The organism is Sinorhizobium arboris LMG 14919, from assembly GCF_000427465.1.
Lineage (GTDB): Bacteria > Pseudomonadota > Alphaproteobacteria > Rhizobiales > Rhizobiaceae > Sinorhizobium > Sinorhizobium arboris.
The window spans coordinates 628,321-648,179 of record NZ_ATYB01000008.1 but is presented as its reverse complement, the minus strand read 5'-3'; the positions used below and the strand labels follow the sequence as shown (position 1 = coordinate 648,179).

15 protein-coding genes are annotated in these 19,859 nt (G+C 63.9%); 10 read left to right on the top strand and 5 right to left on the bottom strand.

Annotation, left to right across the window (positions count from 1 at the left end; genetic code table 11):
• Nucleotide 1: 1 nt before the first annotated feature.
• Both SINAR_RS0103650 and SINAR_RS0103645 read left to right on the top strand, forming a co-directional pair.
• Nucleotides 2–925: a nucleoside hydrolase gene (locus SINAR_RS0103650; RefSeq protein WP_027997794.1), complete on the top strand. Its 924-nt coding sequence runs from the start codon at nt 2–4 to the stop codon at nt 923–925.
• Nucleotides 922–2,703 (top strand): adenine deaminase, encoded by a 1,782-nt coding sequence (locus SINAR_RS0103645; protein WP_027997793.1) that lies wholly within the window; start codon nt 922–924, stop codon nt 2,701–2,703. Before SINAR_RS0103650 ends, SINAR_RS0103645 begins: the two co-directional genes overlap by 4 nt.
• Before the next feature lie 6 nt (nt 2,704–2,709).
• Here the strand turns inward: SINAR_RS0103645 and SINAR_RS0103640 are convergent, their stop codons facing one another.
• Nucleotides 2,710–3,879, bottom strand: a complete 1,170-nt coding sequence (locus SINAR_RS0103640; protein WP_027997792.1) for a M20 aminoacylase family protein — start codon at nt 3,877–3,879, stop codon at nt 2,710–2,712.
• A gap of 151 nt (nt 3,880–4,030) precedes the next feature.
• On the opposite strand from SINAR_RS0103640, the gene SINAR_RS0103635 reads away from it, so the two are divergent.
• Nucleotides 4,031–4,741 carry a phosphoribosyltransferase gene (locus SINAR_RS0103635; protein WP_027997791.1) on the top strand — a complete coding sequence of 237 codons (711 nt, stop codon included), beginning with the start codon at nt 4,031–4,033 and terminating at the stop codon, nt 4,739–4,741.
• Nucleotides 4,742–5,006: 265 nt separating this feature from the next.
• Nucleotides 5,007–6,299, top strand: coding sequence for an NCS2 family permease (locus SINAR_RS0103630; RefSeq protein ID WP_027997790.1), 1,293 nt, complete (start codon nt 5,007–5,009; stop codon nt 6,297–6,299).
• A gap of 160 nt (nt 6,300–6,459) precedes the next feature.
• On the opposite strand, the gene alc is transcribed toward SINAR_RS0103630, so the two are convergent.
• A complete protein-coding gene (alc, locus tag SINAR_RS0103625) occupies nt 6,460–7,482 on the bottom strand; it encodes an allantoicase (protein WP_027997789.1) in 1,023 nt (340 codons plus the stop codon).
• 9 nt (nt 7,483–7,491) lie between these two features.
• Nucleotides 7,492–8,907: an allantoinase PuuE gene (gene puuE, locus SINAR_RS0103620; protein WP_027997788.1), complete on the bottom strand. Its 1,416-nt coding sequence runs from the start codon at nt 8,905–8,907 to the stop codon at nt 7,492–7,494.
• Between the two features lie 167 nt (nt 8,908–9,074).
• Between puuE and uraH the strand changes: the two genes are divergently transcribed.
• The 4 genes from uraH to xdhC are packed head-to-tail and all read left to right on the top strand — an operon-like array spanning nt 9,075 to nt 14,164.
• Nucleotides 9,075–9,446 (top strand): hydroxyisourate hydrolase, encoded by a 372-nt coding sequence (gene uraH, locus SINAR_RS0103615; RefSeq protein WP_027997787.1) that lies wholly within the window; start codon nt 9,075–9,077, stop codon nt 9,444–9,446.
• Between the two features lie 5 nt (nt 9,447–9,451).
• The gene (xdhA, locus tag SINAR_RS0103610) at nt 9,452–10,933 is read left to right on the top strand and encodes a xanthine dehydrogenase small subunit (RefSeq protein ID WP_027997786.1); all 1,482 of its coding nucleotides are present in this window, start codon (nt 9,452–9,454) and stop codon (nt 10,931–10,933) included.
• A 13-nt stretch (nt 10,934–10,946) separates the two neighbouring features.
• Nucleotides 10,947–13,283, top strand: coding sequence for a xanthine dehydrogenase molybdopterin binding subunit (xdhB, locus tag SINAR_RS0103605; RefSeq protein WP_027997785.1), 2,337 nt, complete (start codon nt 10,947–10,949; stop codon nt 13,281–13,283).
• Nucleotides 13,284–13,318: 35 nt separating this feature from the next.
• Complete coding sequence (gene xdhC / locus SINAR_RS0103600) at nt 13,319–14,164, top strand: xanthine dehydrogenase accessory protein XdhC (RefSeq protein ID WP_027997784.1); 846 nt, start codon at nt 13,319–13,321, stop codon at nt 14,162–14,164.
• Nucleotides 14,165–14,184: 20 nt separating this feature from the next.
• Here xdhC and SINAR_RS0103595 read toward each other — a convergent pair whose 3' ends face one another.
• Complete coding sequence (locus SINAR_RS0103595) at nt 14,185–15,132, bottom strand: LysR family transcriptional regulator (RefSeq protein ID WP_027997783.1); 948 nt, start codon at nt 15,130–15,132, stop codon at nt 14,185–14,187.
• 148 nt (nt 15,133–15,280) lie between these two features.
• On the opposite strand from SINAR_RS0103595, the gene SINAR_RS0103590 reads away from it, so the two are divergent.
• Together SINAR_RS0103590 and guaD are read left to right on the top strand one after the other, a co-directional pair.
• Nucleotides 15,281–16,519, top strand: coding sequence for a urate hydroxylase PuuD (locus tag SINAR_RS0103590; RefSeq protein WP_027997782.1), 1,239 nt, complete (start codon nt 15,281–15,283; stop codon nt 16,517–16,519).
• On the top strand, nt 16,516–17,859 hold the full coding sequence (gene guaD, locus SINAR_RS0103585; protein ID WP_027997781.1) for a guanine deaminase: 1,344 nt from the start codon (nt 16,516–16,518) through the stop codon (nt 17,857–17,859). Before SINAR_RS0103590 ends, guaD begins: the two co-directional genes overlap by 4 nt.
• A 260-nt stretch (nt 17,860–18,119) precedes the next feature.
• Here the strand turns inward: guaD and ilvD are convergent, their stop codons facing one another.
• Nucleotides 18,120–19,793: a dihydroxy-acid dehydratase gene (gene ilvD / locus SINAR_RS0103580; RefSeq protein WP_027997780.1), complete on the bottom strand. Its 1,674-nt coding sequence runs from the start codon at nt 19,791–19,793 to the stop codon at nt 18,120–18,122.
• Nucleotides 19,794–19,859 lie beyond the last annotated feature (66 nt).

Sequence of the window (19,859 nt, the reverse complement as noted above, 5' to 3'; positions counted from 1 at the left end):
CATGGGCATCTGGATCGACACGGATATGGGCTTCGACGACATCGGCGCGATGCTCGTCGTCCTTCACGCCAATGAGGCCATTGACGGCGTCTCGCTGGTCTTCGGCAATGTGCCGCTCGGACAGGTGAAGCGCAACGCCGCCGCCGCGGCGCGAGCCTTCGGGTGGACCTTTCCGATCCATCAGGGACGGGCGCTCCCCGTGCTCGGAAAGCTCGAGACGGCGGAGCGCATTCTCGGGCAGACAGGCATGCCGACGGCGGGGCTGAGCCTCCCCGATGCACCCGCCCTGCGGGACAGCGACGCTTTCCTTGCGCTCTGCCGCTGGCTGGAGGAGAGCGACGGCCCCCGTCGTATACTGGCGCTCGGTCCGCTGACCAATATCGCGGCGATTACCCTGGCGCGTCCCGACCTTGCCGGCCGGATCGACGAACTCACCTGGATGGGCGGCGGCGTTTCCAGCGGCAATCATACGGCATCCGCAGAGTTCAACGCCTTTGCCGATCCGGAAGCGCTCGCTATCGTGCTTGCCCACGGCCTGCCACTGAGGATGGTCGATCTCGAACTCTGCCGGAAAGTCGTCGCCTATCCGGGGGATGTGGAGCCCATACGCGCCGCAGGTGGCGCTATGGCACCGCTGCTTGCCGATCTTCTCGCCGGCTACATCGCGATCGGCACGAGCCGCGGACGGGCCGGCATGGCGATCTACGATCCCTGTGCGGCCGTCGCACTGGTCGATGGAAACGCAGTGTCGTTTCACCCTGCGCGCATCGATGTCGAGCTTGCCGGTACCCTGACGCGCGGGCGGACCGTAGTTGAAACCCGGGCGAGCCAGGCGACGTTCAATGCCCATTATGCGGTGGATGTCGATCCGGAGAATGCCCGTCGGCGTCTGCTCGATGCGCTCGCGAAGGAAGCCGCCAGATGACTGCGCTGGAGCAACCCGCCGACCTCAATGACGCCGGCTTGCGGGCGCGCGCCGCTGCCGCCGCACGTGGCGATGCGTCCTTCGACGTGCTCGTGGCGGGCGCTACCGTCGTGGATGTGGTGACTGGCGAATGCCGCGCAGCGGATGTGGGGATCATCGGCGCCCTGATCGCGAGCGTGCATGCGCCCGGGTCGCGCAGCGACGCAGACACGCTGATCGATGCGTCGGGAACCTATCTTTCGCCCGGCCTTATCGACACGCATATGCACGTCGAAAGCTCGATGGTGACGCCCGCGGTCTACGCTGCCGCCGTGGTGCCGCGCGGCGTGACGACTGTGGTCTGGGACCCGCATGAATTCGGCAACGTAAGCGGAATTGCCGGTGTGCGTTGGGCCGTCGACGCAATGGGTGGTCTGCCCTTGCGCGCCGTTGTGCTGGCGCCGTCCTGTGTACCCTCCGCTCCCGGTCTGGAGGTCGCCGGCGCGGATTTCGACGCCGCTGCCGTCGCGGATATTCTGTCCTGGCCGGAGATCGGTGGGATTGCCGAGGTCATGAACATGCGCGGCGTCATCGACGGCGATCCGCGCATGACTGCGATCGTCCAGGCGGGACTGAAGGCGGGCAAACCCGTCAGCGGGCATGCGCGCGGCCTGGCGGGAGCCGATCTGCAAGCCTTCGTGACGGCCGGCGTCAGCTCCGATCACGAGCTCGTCTCGGGTGAGGACCTCATTGCCAAACTTCGCGCGGGACTGACCATCGAGCTGCGCGGCTCGCACGATCATCTTCTTCCCGAGTTCGTGACGGCGCTCCGGGCTCTCGGGCATCTGCCGCAGACGGTCACGCTTTGTACCGACGACGTGTTCCCGGACGACCTTCACCGCGACGGCGGCCTCGACGACGTGGTCCGCCGCCTCGTCCGCTACGGACTGAAGGCCGAGTGGGCGCTGCAGGCGGCAACCCTCAATGCCGCCCGGCGGCTGGGAAGGGCCGATCTCGGCCTGATCGCACCGGGCCGCCGTGCCGACATCGTCCTGTTCGAGGACATCAAGGGTTTCCGCGCGCGTCATGTGCTGGCGAACGGCAGACTGGTGGCGAGCGGCGGCGAGATGCTTCAGACGCCCGTCGCGGCCGATGTCTCGCCTTTGCAAAACACGATGAAGATCGAACGACTGGCAGAGGACGACTTCCGCATCGCTGCTTCCGGCAGCACGGCACGCGTCGTAACGATCGACCGGCCGCGCTTCACCCGATGGGGCGAGGCGAGTGCCGAGGTTGCGGGCGGACATCTGGTGCCGCCTGACGGCACGACGCTGATTGCCGTCGCCCATCGGCATGGCCGCGCCGACAGCCGTCCACGGGTCGGTCTGCTTGAAGGCTGGGGCACGTGGCGCGGCGCCTTTGCGACGACCGTTTCGCATGACAGCCACAATCTCACGGTCTTCGGCGGCAACCCCCGCGACATGACGATAGCCGCCAATGCGGTGATTGACGCCGGCGGCGGAATGGCGGTCGTTGCCGAAGGGGAGATCGAGGCGCTGCTGCCGCTGCCGCTTTGCGGACTTGTCTCCGATGCGCCGCTTGCCGAGGTCGCAGCAGGGTTTGCGGCCATTCGCGAGGCTGCCGGCCGCATCGTAGAGTGGCAGCCTCCCTATCTCGTGTTCAAGGCCTGCTTCGGGGCGACGCTCGCCTGCAATGCCGGGCCGCACCAGACGGATCGCGGCATTGCCGACGTATCGACCGGCAAGCTGCTGGAAAGCCCGGTCCTGGAGACGTTCTGACGCTCTTCAGGCCTTGAGCTCCTGTTCCACCAGTGCGGTCCAGAAGGCAGCGCCGGGACCGATCGCCGCGTCGTTGAAGTCGTAGGCGCTGTTATGGTGCAGCGCGCCGTCGACGGCGGGGCCATTGCCGAGCCAGACATAGCAGCCAGGCGCCTCCAGCGCAAAGAAGGCGAAGTCGTCACCGGCGGTCGAGGGCGGGAAGCTGGTCAGCGCCTTCTCGCCGACGACGGACCGGGCTGCCGAAAGGGCGCGTGCCGTCGCGTCCGCATCGTTGACGACCGGGGGGATACGCCGCTCGAAACGATAATCGGCCTCGATGCCGTACATCGCCGCGGTCCCTTTCGCCAAGCGGCCGATCTCTTCTTCCAGCTGATCGCGCACATGCGGCGTATAGGCTCGCGCCGTGCCGCCGATCTCGACCGTGTCGGGGATGACGTTCAGCGCTTTGGGATCGCCTGCTTGCAGGGCGCAGGCGCTGACGACCGCCGGCTGCAGCGGGTCGACGACGCGGCCGACCACGGTTTGCAGGGAAGCAAGGAACGTCCCTGCCGCCGTGATCGGATCGCGGCCGAGATGCGGCTTTGCGCCGTGCGTCCCGACGCCGCGGAAGGTGATGCGCCAGCTGTCCGAGGAGGCAAGCTGCGGTCCCGCCACGACGGCCATCTCGTCCACTGCAAGGCCCGGCATGTTGTGCAGACCGTAGACCGCGTCGCAAGGGAAAAGGCCGAACAGCCCGTCCTCCACCATGCGCCTGGCGCCGCCGCGGCCTTCCTCGGCGGGCTGGAAGATAAAATGGACCGTGCCGGAGAAGTTGCGCGTCGCCGCAAGGTGGCGCGCCGCGCCGAGCAGCATCGTCGTATGGCCGTCATGGCCGCAGGCATGCATCTTCCCCGCTACGGTGGATTTGTAGGGCCGATCGGCGAGTTCCGGCATGGCGAGCGCATCCATGTCGGCGCGCAGGCCGATCGCGCGCGTGCCGTTGCCGACCTGCAGCGTGCCTACGACGCCTGTCTTGCCGAGGCCGCGATGGACCTTGAGGCCTGCTTCTCCGAGGAGCTTCGCTACAAGATCGCTCGTCCGCTCTTCCTCGAAGCCGAGTTCGGGATAAGCGTGCAGGTCGCGGCGAATGGCCGTGAGAAAGTTGAGATCGTCGGCAATCCCGGGGGGCACGCGCATCGGCAGGCATTCCTTGAGCAGTCTGGAAAGGGCCTGAATTCCCCAGCTTTGGCCGCTCGGGTGTGCCCTTTCGGTTTGATCGAAGCGGCAATCGGTATAGACGAAAAACTCGGGGATCAGAACCTTTTACTCAGCCGAATGGACGCTTGGTATGACGCAAACGAAGGCGATTGAGCCGCACGATTACTGGCAGGAGGTCTTTCCGCCCGGTAGCCTTGCCGGGGACGGCGGCTTCCGCACCTCATATCCAGCCACTCTCGCGGACGGACGCCAGATCCTCCTGCCGATCCGGCCGCTTGCGGACGACAGGCACGCGCTGGCCTCGCTGATCATCAATCAGGCGAGCTTCGAGGTGGAGGACGCGCTCGCGGAGGAACTGGCCGCCCGACTGGCGCCCTTCCGACCGGAAATGGTCGCGGGTCTTCCGACACTCGGCCTGACGCTCGCCGCAGCCGTTGCCCGCAAGCTCGGCCACAAGCGCTATGTGCCGCTCGGAACCTCGCGAAAGTTCTGGTACGCCGACGATCTCTCCGTTCCCCTGTCGTCCATCACGACGCCCGGTCAGAAAAAGCGGCTCTATCTCGATCCCCGCATGCTGCCGCTGTTGCAGGGTCGGCGCGTCGTGCTGATCGACGATGTGATATCGAGCGGAGCCTCGATCCTTGCCGGCCTGTCGCTGATGGCGGCCTGCGGCGTCGAGCCGGTCGCGATCGGTGCCGCCATGCTGCAGTCGGAACGGTGGCGCCGGCCGCTCGCCGATCTCTCTCCGCAATGGCCGGATCGGACTGTCGGCGTCTTCGCGACGCCGATGCTCGTCCGCGACGGCGACGGTACCTGGACGGCGTCCGATACCCGGATCTAGCATCCCCGGTGCCCGAGGGAATGCTCTGGAAAACTTGAAAGTCTTTCGCATCCGGCGTCGAAATCGGTGGCTAGCGATCATGCGCGCGAAAACGCACAATCGGGTGCTTGCGATGGCATCCCATCCGGCGAGGCCGCACGGCCTGGATCATACCCGAAGAAAAGCGGGGCGCGATCAACATGCAACGGCCGGGCTCTTGGAGGAGCAACACACCCGGTCTCTGTCGTTCGGCTGCGTCGAGATGACGTCTGCCAAGGGAGGAAAAATGTTTGAACGACTCTTCAAGCTTAAGGAGCACGGCACGACCGTCCGCACGGAAGTGATCGCCGGCGTCACGACGTTCCTTACGATGTCCTACATCATCTTCGTCAATCCTGACATCCTGTCGACCACGGGTATGGACCGCAACGCGATCTTCGTCGCGACCTGTCTTGCCGCCGCCCTCGGCTCGGCCGTCATGGCGCTCGTCGCCAATTGGCCGATCGGCATGGCGCCCGGCATGGGCCTCAACGCATTCTTCGCCTTCACAGTCGTGGCCGCCCTCGGCTTCACCTGGCAGCAGGCACTCGGCGCCGTCTTCATCTCCGGCATCATCTTCCTGCTCCTGACGGTCACGGGGGTCCGAAGCTGGCTGATTGCGGGCATACCGCACTCGCTGCGCAGCGCGATCGCGACCGGTATCGGCCTGTTCCTGGGCATCATCGCCCTGAAAAACGCCGGCATCGTCGTCGACAACCCGGCGACGCTGGTCGGCCTCGGCGATCTCAAGCAGACCGGACCGCTGCTCGCGATCCTCGGATTCTTCGTCATCGCCGTCCTCGACGCACTCAATGTCCGCGGATCCATCCTCATCGGCATCCTAGTGGTGACGGTCCTGTCGATGTTCCTCGGCGTGTCGGAATTCCAGGGCATCGTCTCTGCGCCTCCGAGCATTGCGCCGACCTTCCTCCAGCTCGACATCATGGGCGCCCTGCATGGCGGTCTCGTCCATGTCATTCTCGTCTTCGTGCTCGTCGAGGTCTTCGACGCGACCGGGACGCTGATCGGTGTCGCCAAGCGTGCGAAACTGGTGGGCGAGGGCAAGCCCAGCCGTCTCGGGCGTGCACTGCTTGCCGACAGCTCGGCCATCGTCGCCGGCTCGCTGATGGGCACCAGCAGCACGACCGCCTATGTCGAAAGCGCCTCGGGCGTGCAGGCGGGAGGGCGCACCGGTCTCACGGCGCTGACGATCTCGGTGCTGTTCCTCGCTGCACTCTTCATCTCGCCGCTTGCTGCCGCCGTCCCGTCCTATGCGACCGCGCCGGCACTGCTTTACGTCGCCGGCCTGATGATGCGCGAGCTCACGGAGATCGAATGGGACGACCTGACTGAAGCGGCGCCTGCCGCCCTGACGGCGATCGCCATGCCGTTCACCTATTCGATCGCCAACGGTCTCGCCTTCGGCTTCGTCAGCTATGTCGTCCTGAAGGTCTGCACCGGCAAGTGGAACGTCATCCACCCGGCGACCCAGCTTGTCGCGGCACTGTTCATCGTCCGCTTCGCTTTCTTCGCCGAGTGACGGAACAGTTGCGCGCGGTATGCCTTTGGCCGGGCCGCCGCCCGGCCAAAGGCGCCGACGACCGTCGGATCGCCGGCACCAGGACCCTTTGGGGGTTACGGAGAAGCAGAATCGAGGAGTTGGACCGTCATTTCGGCAGTCGTTCGGCGCGCCGAGAGACCTACCCGCGCTTCTCCTCGGCGATCCGGCCGTAGATGCGCAGCCGGCTGACGCCGCCGTCCGGGTAGATGTTCAGGCGCACATGCGTGACCGGATCGGCAAAACGCAGCATATCGGCCCCGTACTCATGGATACTGTCGGCGGAAAGCTTCCGGTGCGGCAGAAGCTCGTTCCAGAACATCGCAGAGGAGGCAGCGAGCATGTCGCACCCGGCAGCAACGCCTGTGAGATCAGCCGCCTGCAGCGAGCAGGCATCCGGGTAGTTGCCCTTGAAGTGCGCCGTGTCGACGACGATCCGCTCGACGTGGCCGCGTGCGGCAAGCTTGACGATGATCCAGTCGTAGCCCGGCTCGCGCCGTCTGCGCGTTTCCCAACCGTCGCCCATATTCGCACCGCGGCCGGGCGCAATGAGCCGCTCGTGGCCGTAATGTCCGTTGGAGAAGGCGACGACCCGGCCACCGGACAGGCAGGAGGCGAGATCGATCGTATCGTTCGCCGCAGCCTTGAGGTCGAGTGCCGGAGTGCCGTAGACCCGCAGCCGGGCGACGCCGCCGTCCGGGTAGATGCGCAGCCGGACGTGGCTGTAGACCGCGTCGGATTGCGCAGCGAAGAAGTGATGCGCGTTCGGGCCGAGGTCGCTGATCGGCAGCAACTGAACCCACTCGGTCGCCTCGTCCGGGCCCTCCGCCGAATGACACGCTTCTATTGAGCAGGCGCTCGGATAATTGCCGGTGAAGTGCGACGTGTCGACGTCGAAGCCGGCAATCCGCCCTTTTGCGGCGAGCGCGATGATCGCGTAGTCGTGGCCGGCACCGCGGCGGCGGCGGGTTTCCCAGCCGTCCATCCATTTGCCGTGGTCGTCATAGAGTCCGGAGTGGAATACGGCCGGCTCGTCCTTGAGCATGCGCTCCGGCGGGCCGAAGAATTCGTCCGTCGCAAGGAGCGCCCGTGCGCCAAGGCCCGCAGAAGCGAGGTTGATCCTCCCCGCTGCAAAGCCGGGGAGGACTTCGTCGGCACGTGTCATGGTCCCGACTTAGTCCGGCAGCACGTCGCGCAGCCGCAACAGCGCGATCCGCTCCACTTGGCGGCAGGCCGTGTCGAATTCGGCGTCGCGTTCGTTGCCGATGCGGCTCGCGAAGGCGGCGAGGATTTCGTCCTTGCTGCGCCCCTTTACGGCCATGATGAAGGGAAAGCCGAACTTCTCGACATAGGCATCGTTGAGCCTCGTAAAACGCTCGCGCTCCCCATCCGTCAGCGCGTCGAGGCCGGCCGAGGCTTGTTCCGAGGTCGAGCTCTCGGTCAGGCGCTTCGCCTGGGCGAGCTTGCCGGCCAGGTCGGGATGGGCATTGAGGACGGCAAGCCTTTCCTCCGCGCTTGCCTCGCGGAAAACCGCGCAGAGTGCCGCGTGCAGTCCCGTCGCCGTGTCGTTGACCGGGCCGAGCTCACCCGCAAAGGCGCGTCTGGCGATCCAGTCGGAGTGCTCGAATACCCCTCCGAAGCGACCAATGAAGTCATCCTTCGACAGTCGCGACGGCCGGTCTTCGTTCGGTTGAAACGGATAGGTCTCTGCCCAGTAGCGGGCAATGTCGACGCGGCGGGCGAGCCAGACCCTGTCGTGGCTCTTCACATAGTCGAGGAATCGCGCCAGGGCGGCGGCCCTGCCGGGTCGCCCGACGAGACGGCAGTGCAGACCGATGCTCATCATCTTCGGAGACCCCGCGACGCCTTCGGCATAGAGAACGTCGAAACTGTCCTTCAGATAGCTGAAGAACTGGTCGCCGCTGTTGAAGCCTTGCGGGGTCGCGAAGCGCATGTCGTTGGCGTCGAGAGTGTAAGGGATGACGAGCTGGTGCCGGCCGGCATGTTCATGCCAATAGGGCAGGTCGTCCGCATAGGCGTCGGAGACGTAGTCGAAGCCACCCGCCTCTGTCACGAGGTCGAGCGTGTTCACGGAGCAGCGGCCGGTATACCAGCCGGTCGGCCGTTCGCCCGTTACGATCGTGTGAAGGCGGATCGCCTCGGCGATCTCGGCGCGCTCGCGCTCGGCGTCGAAATCCTTGTGTTCGATCCATCTGAGGCCGTGGGAGGCGATCTCCCAGCCGGCGTCCTGCATGGCAGCCACCTGGGCAGGCGATCGCTTGAGGGCCGTGGCGACGCCGTAGACCGTGGCTGGTATTTGCCGCTCGGTGAACAACCGGTGCAGCCGCCAGAAACCGGCGCGCGCGCCGTATTCGTAGATCGACTCCATGTTCCAGTGGCGCTGGGCGGGCCAGGCCTGAGCGCCGACGATTTCCGAGAGAAAGGCCTCCGAAGCCGCGTCGCCGTGAAGCACGCAGTTCTCTCCGCCCTCCTCGTAATTGATCACGAATTGCACGGCGATCCGGGCGCCCTCGGGCCAGGCGATACGCGGGTTCGGACCATGGCCCAGGAGATCGCGGGGATATCTCATAGCAGCAGCTCCTCCAGAGATTGTCTCGTCGTCCAATTCGTAGCGAGAATCCCGCTCTGTCATTCCCCCCGAAAAATTTGAAAGTCTCGAAGGTTGAGCCCGCTACACAAGGGCGCCCGCGCCTCGGATACTCTATCCTCGATGCTGAATTTCGGAGGAGCGACAGAATGGAAGTTCAAGACGGAACGCCCGGGCGTCTGACGACCCACGTGCTTGACACGGCGAGCGGGAAACCGGCAGGCAACCTGCGCATCGATCTCTACCGGATCGAAGGCGAACGGACGGAGCTTCTCTCTTCGACCCGCACCAACGATGACGGGCGCTGCGATGCGCCGCTTCTCAGCGGCTCCACGATGGAAACCGGAGCCTACGAACTGCACTTTCATGCCGGCGAATATCTGGGCCCCGCGGCCGAGCGCGGCGCGCACCCGTTTCTCGACGTGATCCCGATACGCTTCGGGATCGCCGATCGCGCCACGCATTATCACGTGCCTCTGCTGCTTTCGCCCTACGGCTATTCCACCTATCGCGGGAGCTGACGGCAATGACGACCGAAATCCGCAATACCATCCGCTTCCTTTTGAATGACCGGTCCGTCGAGCTTGCCGATGTCTCGCCGGTGCAAACGCTGCTGGACTTCCTGCGCATCGACCGCAAGCTGCGCGGGACAAAGGAAGGCTGCGCGGAAGGCGACTGCGGCGCCTGCACCGTACTCGTCGGCAGGCTTCTCGACGGCAAGCTCAAATACGAATCCGTCAACGCCTGCATCCGCTTCGTCGCGTCCCTCGACGGCTGCCATGTGGTAACGGTGGAGGCGCTTGCGCAGCCGAACGGGCCGCTGCATCCCGTGCAGCAGGCGATGGTCGACACCCACGCTTCGCAATGCGGTTTCTGCACACCCGGTTTCGTAATGTCGCTCTACGGTCTCTGGATGGCGAATGCAAAGCCGAGCGTTCAGGAAATCGAGAAAGCGCTGCAGGGCAATCTCTGTCGCTGCACCGGCTATGCCGCGATCATCCGCGCGGCGGAGGCGGTCGCATCGGTCGGTGAGCTCGGCAAAGACCCGCTGATTGTCGAGCGCGAGGAGATCACGCGACAGCTGGAGGCGCTACGGGACGGCCGCCGCGTCGAGATCGGCGGCGAAGACGAGCGCATCGTGCTGCCGGCCTCGCTGGACGATTTCGCTGCGGTTATCGAGGCAAACCCCAAGGCGACGATCGTCGCCGGTTCGACCGATGTCGGTCTCTGGGTCACGAAATTCATGCGCGACATCGCGCCGGTCGTGCATCTCTCGCATCTTGAAGAGCTGCGGCGGATTTCCGTCGACGCCGATGGGGTCACCCTTGCTGCCGGCGTAAGCTACACGGAAGCTTATCCGGTCATCGCCCGGCACTTCCCGCAATTGCGCGAACTCTGGGACCGCATCGGCGGCGAGCAGGTGCGCAATATGGGCACGGTCGGCGGCAATATCGCCAACGGTTCGCCGATCGGCGACACGCCGCCTGCGCTGATCGCACTTGGCGCTTCGGTGACCCTGCGCAAGGGAACAAGCCGCCGCACGCTGCCGCTGGAAGCGTTCTTCATCGAATACGGCACACAGGATCGCCAACCCGGCGAATTCCTCGAGTCCGTCCGGATTCCTTTTCCGGGCAAGGCCGACCGCTTCGCGGTCTACAAGATTTCGAAACGCTTCGACGAGGACATTTCCGCAGTCTGCGGCGCGTTCCGCGTGAAGCTCGACGGCGACGGCAGGGTTGCCGACGTGGCCATCGCCTTCGGAGGTATGGCGGGCACGCCGAAGCGTGCGTCGAATGTGGAAGCCGTTCTCAAGGGCGCGCAGTGGAACGACGCTGCGATCGAGGCTGGCCTCGCGGCCTACGAGCAGGACTTCACGCCGCTCACCGACTGGCGCGCCTCTTCTGAATATCGGATGCTCGTCGCCAGGAACCTCCTGCGGCGCTTCCATCTGGAAACGCAGGAAACGCGCAATGTCCGGATCGACCGCACCGTTGCGGTGGCGATCTAGAGGAGGTGGACCCATGAATGTGATGCAGCCACTCGATCGCGTCCGCGGCGGCGTACACGACAAGGAACGCCACGAATCCGGCCACAAACACGTTTCCGGAACGGCCGAATACATAGACGATATTCCGGAGCCTTCCGGTACGCTCCACGGCTATCTGGGGCTGTCGCAACGCGCGCATGCAGAAATCCTGTCGATGGACTTCGAGGCGGTGCGTGACACTCCTGGTGTCGTGGGTGTACTCACGGCGGTGGACATACCCGGCGAGAACGACATCAGCCCGGCGCACAAGCATGACGATCCGGTCTTTGCGACCGACAAGGTCGAGTTCCACGGCCAGCCGATCTTCGCGGTCATCGCCACCTCGCGCGAGGCCGCCCGCCGCGCGGCGGCGAAGGCGAAGATCGCCTATCGCGATCTGCCGCATGTGACGGATGTCCTCGAGGCGGCCGCCGCGAATTATCCGCTGGTGATCGATCCCCTGAAGCTCGAACGCGGCGATATCGATGCCGGCTTCGCCAGGGCTAAGAACATCGTTTCGGGCGAGATGCGCATCGGCGGCCAGGATCATTTCTATCTCGAAGGCCAGATCTCCTTCGCCATTCCCGGCGAGGACGATGAAGTCACGGTCTTCTCCTCGACCCAGCATCCGAGCGAGACCCAGCTCATGGTGGCCCATGTGCTGGGGGTGCCCTCGAATGCGGTAACCGTCAATGTCCGCCGCATGGGCGGCGGCTTCGGCGGCAAGGAGACGCAGGCAAACCTCTTCGCAGCGGTGGCTGCGGTGGCCGCCAGGAAATTCCGTCGTGCGGTCAAGGTGCGCCCCGACCGCGACGACGACATGACGGCAACCGGCAAGCGCCACGACTTCCATGTCGATTACAAGATCGGCTTCGACGACGACGGACGGATCGAGGCGGTGGACGCGGTCTTCGCCGCGCGCTGCGGCTTCTCGGCCGACCTTTCCGGACCGGTGACCGATCGCGCGCTCTTCCACGCCGACAATTGCTATTTCTACCCGAATGTCCGGCTGCGCTCGCGCCCGCTGAAGACCAACACGGTCTCGAATACCGCGTTCCGAGGTTTCGGCGGACCGCAGGGCATGGTCGGCGGCGAGCGGATGATCGAAGACGTCGCCTATGCGCTCGGCAAGGACCCGCTCGAAATCCGAAAGCTCAATTTCTACGGCGGCGAAGGGCGCAACCTGACGCCGTACCACCAGACAGTCGAAGACAACATCATCGGCCGCATCATCGAAGAGCTCGAGGCTTCGTCCGACTATGCCGCCCGGCGGCAAGCGGCCATCGCCTTCAACCGCGAGAGCCCCGTCGTCAAGCGCGGCATCGCGCTGACGCCGGTGAAATTCGGCATCTCCTTCACCAAGACGGAATACAATCAGGCGGGCGCCCTGATCCACGTCTATACGGATGGTTCGATCCAGCTGAACCACGGCGGCACCGAGATGGGGCAGGGGCTCTACACCAAGGTGGCGCAGGTCGTGGCGGACGAATTCCAGGTCGATCTCGACCGTATCAAGGTGACGGCGACCTCGACCGGCAAGGTGCCGAACACCTCGGCGACGGCCGCTTCGTCCGGTTCGGACCTGAACGGCATGGCAGCCGCCAATGCCTGCCAGCAGATCAAGGAGCGGCTCGTGCGCTTCGCGGCCGAACGTTACGGCGTGAGCGAGGCGGATGTCGCCTTCGAGCCGAATACGGTCCGGATCGGTGCCGAACGCATCGCCTTCTCCGAGTTTGTCAGGGCGGCCTATTCCGCCCGCGTACAACTTTCCGCGGCCGGCTTCTACAAGACACCGAAGATCCACTGGAGCCGCGCCGAGGGCCGTGGCCGTCCGTTCTATTACTTCGCCTACGGCGCCTCTTGCTCCGAGGTCAGCGTCGACACGCTGACCGGCGAATACCAGGTCGAGCGCACCGATATCATCCACGATGCCGGAAAGTCGCTGAACCCGGCGCTCGATCTCGGCCAGGTCGAGGGCGCCTTCGTCCAGGGCATGGGGTGGCTGACGACGGAAGAGCTCTGGTGGGATGCCAAGGGCCGCTTGCGGACGCATGCGCCTTCCACCTACAAAATTCCGCTCGCTTCCGACCGCCCGCGCGTCTTCAACGTGCGTCTCGCTGAATGGTCGGTGAACCGTGAGGAGACGATCCGGCGCTCGAAGGCGGTCGGGGAACCTCCGTTCATGCTGGGGATTTCGGTGCTGGAGGCGATATCCATGGCGGCGGCGAGCGTCGCCGATTATCGTATTCCGCCGCGCATCGATGCGCCGGCAACGCCGGAGCGCGTATTGATGGCGGTCGAGCGCCTTCGCGCCGCCGTCAAAGCGGGGTAGAGACGATCGCCCAGCGAAGAGAATGGATGACTGAGATGACGGGCAGAAAGGACATCCGGGACTTCTTGAGCCGTGAATCGGCCTGCGTTCTTGTCGAGGTGGCGGGAGCCGCAGGCTCGACGCCGCGGGACACCGATGCCTGGATGCTCGTTTCCAGGGAGCGCACCTTCGCGACGATCGGCGGCGGCCAGCTGGAATATATGGCGATCGACCATGCGCGAAAGCTCCTTCAGGGAGCGGCTGACAGCCGCCTGAACATCCCGCTCGGCCCGGAAATCGGCCAGTGCTGTGGCGGGCGCGTCGCGCTTTCCTTCAGGATCGCCGACAAGGAGACGCGCGCCAGGCTAATCGAGCGCAGCGATGACGAAATCGCGCAGCGGCCGCATGTCTATATTTTCGGGGCGGGCCATGTCGGCAATGCGCTCGCCATGGCGCTGTCGCTGGTGCCCCTCAGGACCGTTCTCGTAGACACGCGCGAGCACGAACTCTCTGCCGCAGACGTGCCGGGTATCGAAACCTGCCTGACTGCAATGCCCGAAGCCATCGTACGCGATGCCCCGCCGGGCAGCGCCTTCGTCGTCCTCACCCATGATCACGCACTCGATTTCCTGATCGCGGCCGAAGCCCTCGGCCGCGAAGACGCCAGCTACGTCGGGATGATAGGCTCGAAGACGAAACGCGCGACTTTCAAGAACTGGCTGTCGCGAGAGGTCAATCGTCCTGAGCTTTGCAAGTGGCTCGTCTGCCCGATCGGCGGTACGGCGGTGAAGGACAAGAGGCCGCCGGTGATCGCGGCGCTTGCCGCGGCCGAGATCATGACTGCAGCGCTGAATCGTGAGCCACTGCCCCCTCAGAACAGACGGAAGCCGGTGAACGCGTAGCTCGCCGGAGTCGTCGCCTCTCATGTCCCCGTCTCGGCCGCCGGTGGGCCAGGATCGGCAAGCATCTTGCCGATCAGCCGCTGACAGCGCTCGGCCATGAAGTCGATCATCAGCCGGACCTTCGGATCCTGGAAGCGCTTGTGCGGGTAGATCGCAGCGAGCTGTGCGCCGAGCGGCGGCGTCTCCTCGAGCACCGGGACGAGCAAGCCCTCGTCGATATGCTGCTTTACCTCGAAGAGCGGTTTGTTGACGATGCCGCGTCCGTCCAGCGCCCACTGGGTGAGCACGTCGCCATCATCCGAATCATAGGGACCGCCGACCTCGAACTTGCGAACGCCATCCGCTGTCTGCAACGTCCAGTAATATTCCTTCGACCCGGGATAGCGCAGCAGGAGACAATCGTGGCTGTGGCTGAGGAGGTCGTCCGGCGACGAAGGGATGCCGCGCCTTTCGAAATAGCGCGGTGAGCCACAGAGTACGCGGTCGCAGTTCATGATGCCGCGCATGCGCAGGTTCGAATCCTCGAGTATGCCGAGCTTGAAGGCGATATCCACGCCTTCGGCGAGAATGTCGACATTATGGTCGGAGAGACGCAACCGTACCTCGATGTCGGGATAGCGATCGTGGAATTCCGGTATTCCGGGCGCGATCAGCCGCCGGCCGATGCCGAGCGGGGCGGTGATCTTCAGCGCTCCCTTCGGATTTCTTGAAAGATCGGCAATGGCGCTCTCCGCTTCGTTGACGGCCTCGAGAATTTTGACCGCGCCTTCATAGAAGACACGGCCGTGCTCCGTGGGTGTCAGCTTACGGGTCGTGCGGTTGAACAGGCGCACGCCCATATGCCGCTCCAACTCCTTGATTCTATTGCTGGCAACCGCCGGCGTGACGCGCTGATCGCGACCCGCTGCCGACAGCGTTCCAAGTTCCACGACGCGCACGAACACGCGCACATTATCGAGATAGGACATGCTTCCGCCTCTGTTCCTCCGCGGCAACCTAACGCCCCGGTTCCTCTTCGATTTTATAGTTTTTTTTGAAAGAGTTGGTGCGATGGCGCCGTTCCCGCCTCCCCAAGCAATGACACATAATGAGTGCGAGAGAAATGGGGAGAACTCAATGTACGAGTATGCCATCGCCTGGGACTGGCTGACATTTGCGGTGAGATGGCTGCATGTCATCACCGGCATCGCCTGGATCGGCTCATCTTTTTACTTCGTCGCGCTCGACCTGGGGCTGAAGCAGCGTCCGGGCCTGCCGGTGGGTGCCTATGGCGAAGAGTGGCAGGTGCATGGCGGCGGCTTCTACCACATCCAGAAATATCTGGTCGCGCCGAAAAACATGCCGGAGCATCTGATCTGGTTCAAATGGGAGTCCTACGTCACCTGGCTCTCCGGTTTCGGCATGCTTGCGCTCGTCTATTACGCCGGCGCGGACCTCTATCTCATCGACCCGAGCGTGCTCGACGTCTCGAAGCCCGTGGCGATCGCCATCTCGCTGGCCTCGCTGGGCTTCGGCTGGCTCGCCTATGACATGATCTGCCGCTCGCCGTTCGGCAGCGACAATACTCGGCTGATGGTGCTCCTCTATTTCATCCTCGTCGCCGTCGCCTGGGGCTACACCCAGCTCTTCACGGGTCGTGCCGCCTATCTGCATCTCGGCGCCTTCACGGCGACCATCATGTCGGCCAATGTGTTCTTCATCATCATTCCGAACCAGAAGAAGGTTGTTGCAGACCTGATCGCGGGCCGCACGCCCGATCCTGCTCTCGGAAAGCAGGCGAAGCAGCGCTCGACGCACAACAACTATCTGACGCTGCCCGTGCTGTTCCTGATGCTGTCGAACCATTATCCGCTCGCCTTCGGCACACAATACAACTGGATCATCGCCTCGCTGGTCTTCCTGATGGGCGTCACGATCCGCCACTGGTTCAACACGCGCCACGCCAACAAGGGCAGCCCGACCTGGACCTGGCTCGCGACGGTGCTTCTGTTCATCGCCATCATGTGGCTCTCCACCGTGCCCAAGGTCCTCTCCGAAGGCGGAGAGGCCAGGGCTTCAACGGCCACCGAGGCCGTCGTCGCGTCACCGGACTTTTCCAAAGTGCGCGACACCGTGCTTGGCCGCTGTTCGATGTGTCATGCGCGCGAGCCCGGCTGGGAAGGCATTATCGTGCCGCCGAAGGGTGTGGTCCTCGAAGCCGACGGCGACATCGTCGCTCATGCCCGCGAAATCTACCTGCAGGCGGGGCGCTCGCATGCCATGCCGCCCGCCAATGTCACCGGCATCTCCGAGGAGGAACGCCAACTTATCGCCACCTGGTACGAGACGACCGTAAAGGAAGGAAAAGTCCAATGAGCGTTCTCTTGATCCGCGGCCGCGTGCTGACTTTCGTCAAGGAGCCCGAGAGCCATGACGATGCCGGCTCCTATCGCTTTTTCGAGGACGGCGCCGTTTTCGTTAGGAACGGCAAGATCGCGGGCGTCGGCCCTTACGCCGACGTGGCCGAACAGGCCGGGCACACCGCGGAAGTTGCCGATCACCGGCCGCACCTCGTGCTGCCCGGATTCATCGATACGCACCTGCATTTCCCGCAGACACAGGCGATCGCGTCCTATGGAGCGCAGCTCCTCGAGTGGCTGAACACCTATATCTTCGTGGAGGAGCAGAAGTTCAAGGCGCCTGAGCACGCCGCCTTCATCGCCGGCCGCTTCATGGACGAGCTCCTCTCTAACGGAACGACGACCGCAGTGGCCTATTGTTCGGTGCATCCGGAAAGCGTCGACGCTTTCTTCACTGCAGCGGAAGAGCGCGGCATGCTGATGATCGGCGGCAAGGTGATGATGGACCGCAACGCTCCGGACGCGCTGCGCGATACGCCAGAGAAGGGCTATGCTGAGACGAAGGAACTCATCGCCAGGTGGCATGGTCGCGGCCGCGCGCATTACGCGATCAGTCCGCGCTTTGCGATCACCTCGACTCCGGAGCAAATGGAGGCGAGCCGCGTGCTCGCCGCCGAACATCCGGATTGCTACGTTCAGACCCATCTATCCGAAAACCGCGACGAAATTGCTTTCGCGACTTCGCTCTATCCGGAGGCGAAGGACTATACCGACATCTATTCACGCTACGAGCTTCTCGGTCGCAAGACCCTGCTCGGCCACTGCATTCATCTGAGCGACCGCGAGATCTCGGTGCTCGCGGAGACGGGGTCGGTGGGAGTCTTCTGTCCGACCTCCAACCTTTTCCTGGGGAGCGGCCTCTTCGACCGCGATCGCTTCGACAGGCTCGGCGCGCGCCACGCGGTTGCGACCGATGTCGGCGGCGGCACGAGTTTTTCGATGCTGGAAACGATGGGCGAGGCCTACAAGGTTCTGCACCTGCAGGGCCAGCGGCTCTCCCCACTCAATTCCTTCTATAGGATGACGCTCGGCAACGCGCGCGCGCTCGATCTCGGACATCGGATCGGCTCGCTGCATGCCGGCGCGGATGCGGATATTGTTGTCCTCGACAGCCGGGCCAAGCCGGCGATGGAGCTCAGGATGCAGGTAGCCTCGTCACTTGCCGAAGAGCTCTTCATTCTTCAGACAATGGGCGACGACCGCTCGGTAGCGGAGGTCTACGTGGCGGGCAGACCGATGAAGAGCGGTCGGCGCCAGGCAAGGGCGGAGGCCGTCAGGGCACTGGCGACGGCATAGCAAGGAAACCTGCAGTGGCAATCCGCCCTCATCCGCCTCCTAGCGGATCCTGATAGCGTAATCACCGAGCCGGAAATAGGCGGCGGCGCCTCGCGTTGAAACGATGCGAACCATTGTCCCGCCATCTGATACGCGAAAAGCTTCAGATCGCTCTTGACCGCAGGCGCACCGTATCTAACGCGATATAAGCCATATCCATTGCGGAGTTTCCATTAGGTTCCGTCGTGCACGCTTTGCACCGACTTCTGCTGCGGGCCGCTCTACCCTGTGATTGCTCCTTTACTCGCCGGGCTGGCGAGCGCGGCGAACTTAGCCAGCACACCTCGCGTGTAGCGCGGCGGCGGCTGACGCCAGTTTCGGCGTCTGCGCTCGATCTCCTCGGCATCAATTTCGAGCTGAAGCAGGCGGGCCTCGGCGTCGATCGTTATAAGGTCCCCCTCCTCGACCAGAGCGATCGTGCCCCCCTCGAACGCTTCCGGGGTGACATGGCCGACCAGCAGCCCCCAGGAGCCGCCAGAGAACCGGCCGTCGGTGATAAGACCGACCTTGTCGCCCAACCCCTGCCCGACGATTGCAGAGGTTGGCGCTAGCATTTCCGGCATTCCGGGACCACCCTTCGGCCCAAGATAGCGCAGCACAAGTACATCGCCGGGCTGGATGGAACCTGACAAGATCGCTTGGAGCGCCGATTCCTCGTCATTGAAAACGCGAGCCGGCCCAGTGATCGAGGTCGATGTCAGTCCGGTAATCTTTGCGACTGCCCCGTCCTCGGCAAGGTTGCCGCGCAGAATAGCCAGATGGCCCTCCTTGTAGATTGGCGTGCCTACCGTGTGCACCACTTCCTGGCCTCCTGGAGGGCTATCCGGCACATTCGCGAGCTCTTCTCCGATCGTCTTGCCCGTGATTGTTATGCAGTCGGCATTAAGCAATCCAGCATTGAGTAGAAGCTTTAAGACCTGCGGTACGCCGCCTTGTCTGTGAAGATCAACCGCCATGTATCTGCCCGACGGCTTAAGGTCGCAGATGACCGGCACTTTCCGCCTGACTCGCTCAAAATCCTCCAGCGTCCACTCGACCTCCGCGGCTTGGCAGATCGCGAGGTAATGAAGCACCGCATTGGTGGAGCCGCCGGTCGCCATAACGAGGGCGATGGCGTTTTCCACGCTTTCGCGCGTGATGATGTCGCGAGGCCTGATTCCTCTCTTCACCGCGCCGATGAGCACACGTGCGGACTCCGACGCGGAGTCGATCTTTTCCCGGTCGACGTTCGCCATCGTCGAGGAGCCGAGCAGCGATATACCGAGCGCCTCAAAGGATGAACTCATGGTGTTGGCCGTATACATGCCCCCGCAGGCGCCGGTCGTTGGGCAGGCATTACGCTCGATGCCCTCGAAATCCTCGTTGCTCATTCGGCCGGCCTTGAGCGCGCCGACCGCCTCGAACGCCGAGATGATCGAAAGATCCTGTCCGTTCCACTTTCCCGGCTTGATAGTCCCCCCGTAGACATAGATTGCTGGTACGTTGGCGCGGGCTATCCCAATCATTCCACCGGGCTGATTCTTGTCGCACCCGCCGATAACGAGAACTCCATCCATCCATTGCCCTTGAACGGTGGCTTCCACGCAGTCAGCGATTACCTCGCGGGAGACGAGGGAGTATTTCATTCCTTCGGTACCCATGGACATGCCGTCTGAAATGGTCGGGAAGCCGAACGTTTGCGGATTGGCTCCCGCCACCTTGATCGCAGCGACGGCCGCATTAACGAGAGGCTGAAGCCCGGCATTGCATGGGGTGATTGTCGAGTGACCGTTGGCGATCCCGATCATCGGCTTATCGAAGTCTTCCGTCTGATAGCCTAAAGCGCGGAACATCGCTCGATTAGGGGAACGCTCGACCCCCTGTGTTATCATCTTGGATCGGTGGTTGTGCGGCACTGGCCATCTCCTCACGCTGTCTGACCGAAGTATAAATCGTAAGGTTGCAATCGCAGAAATATATTT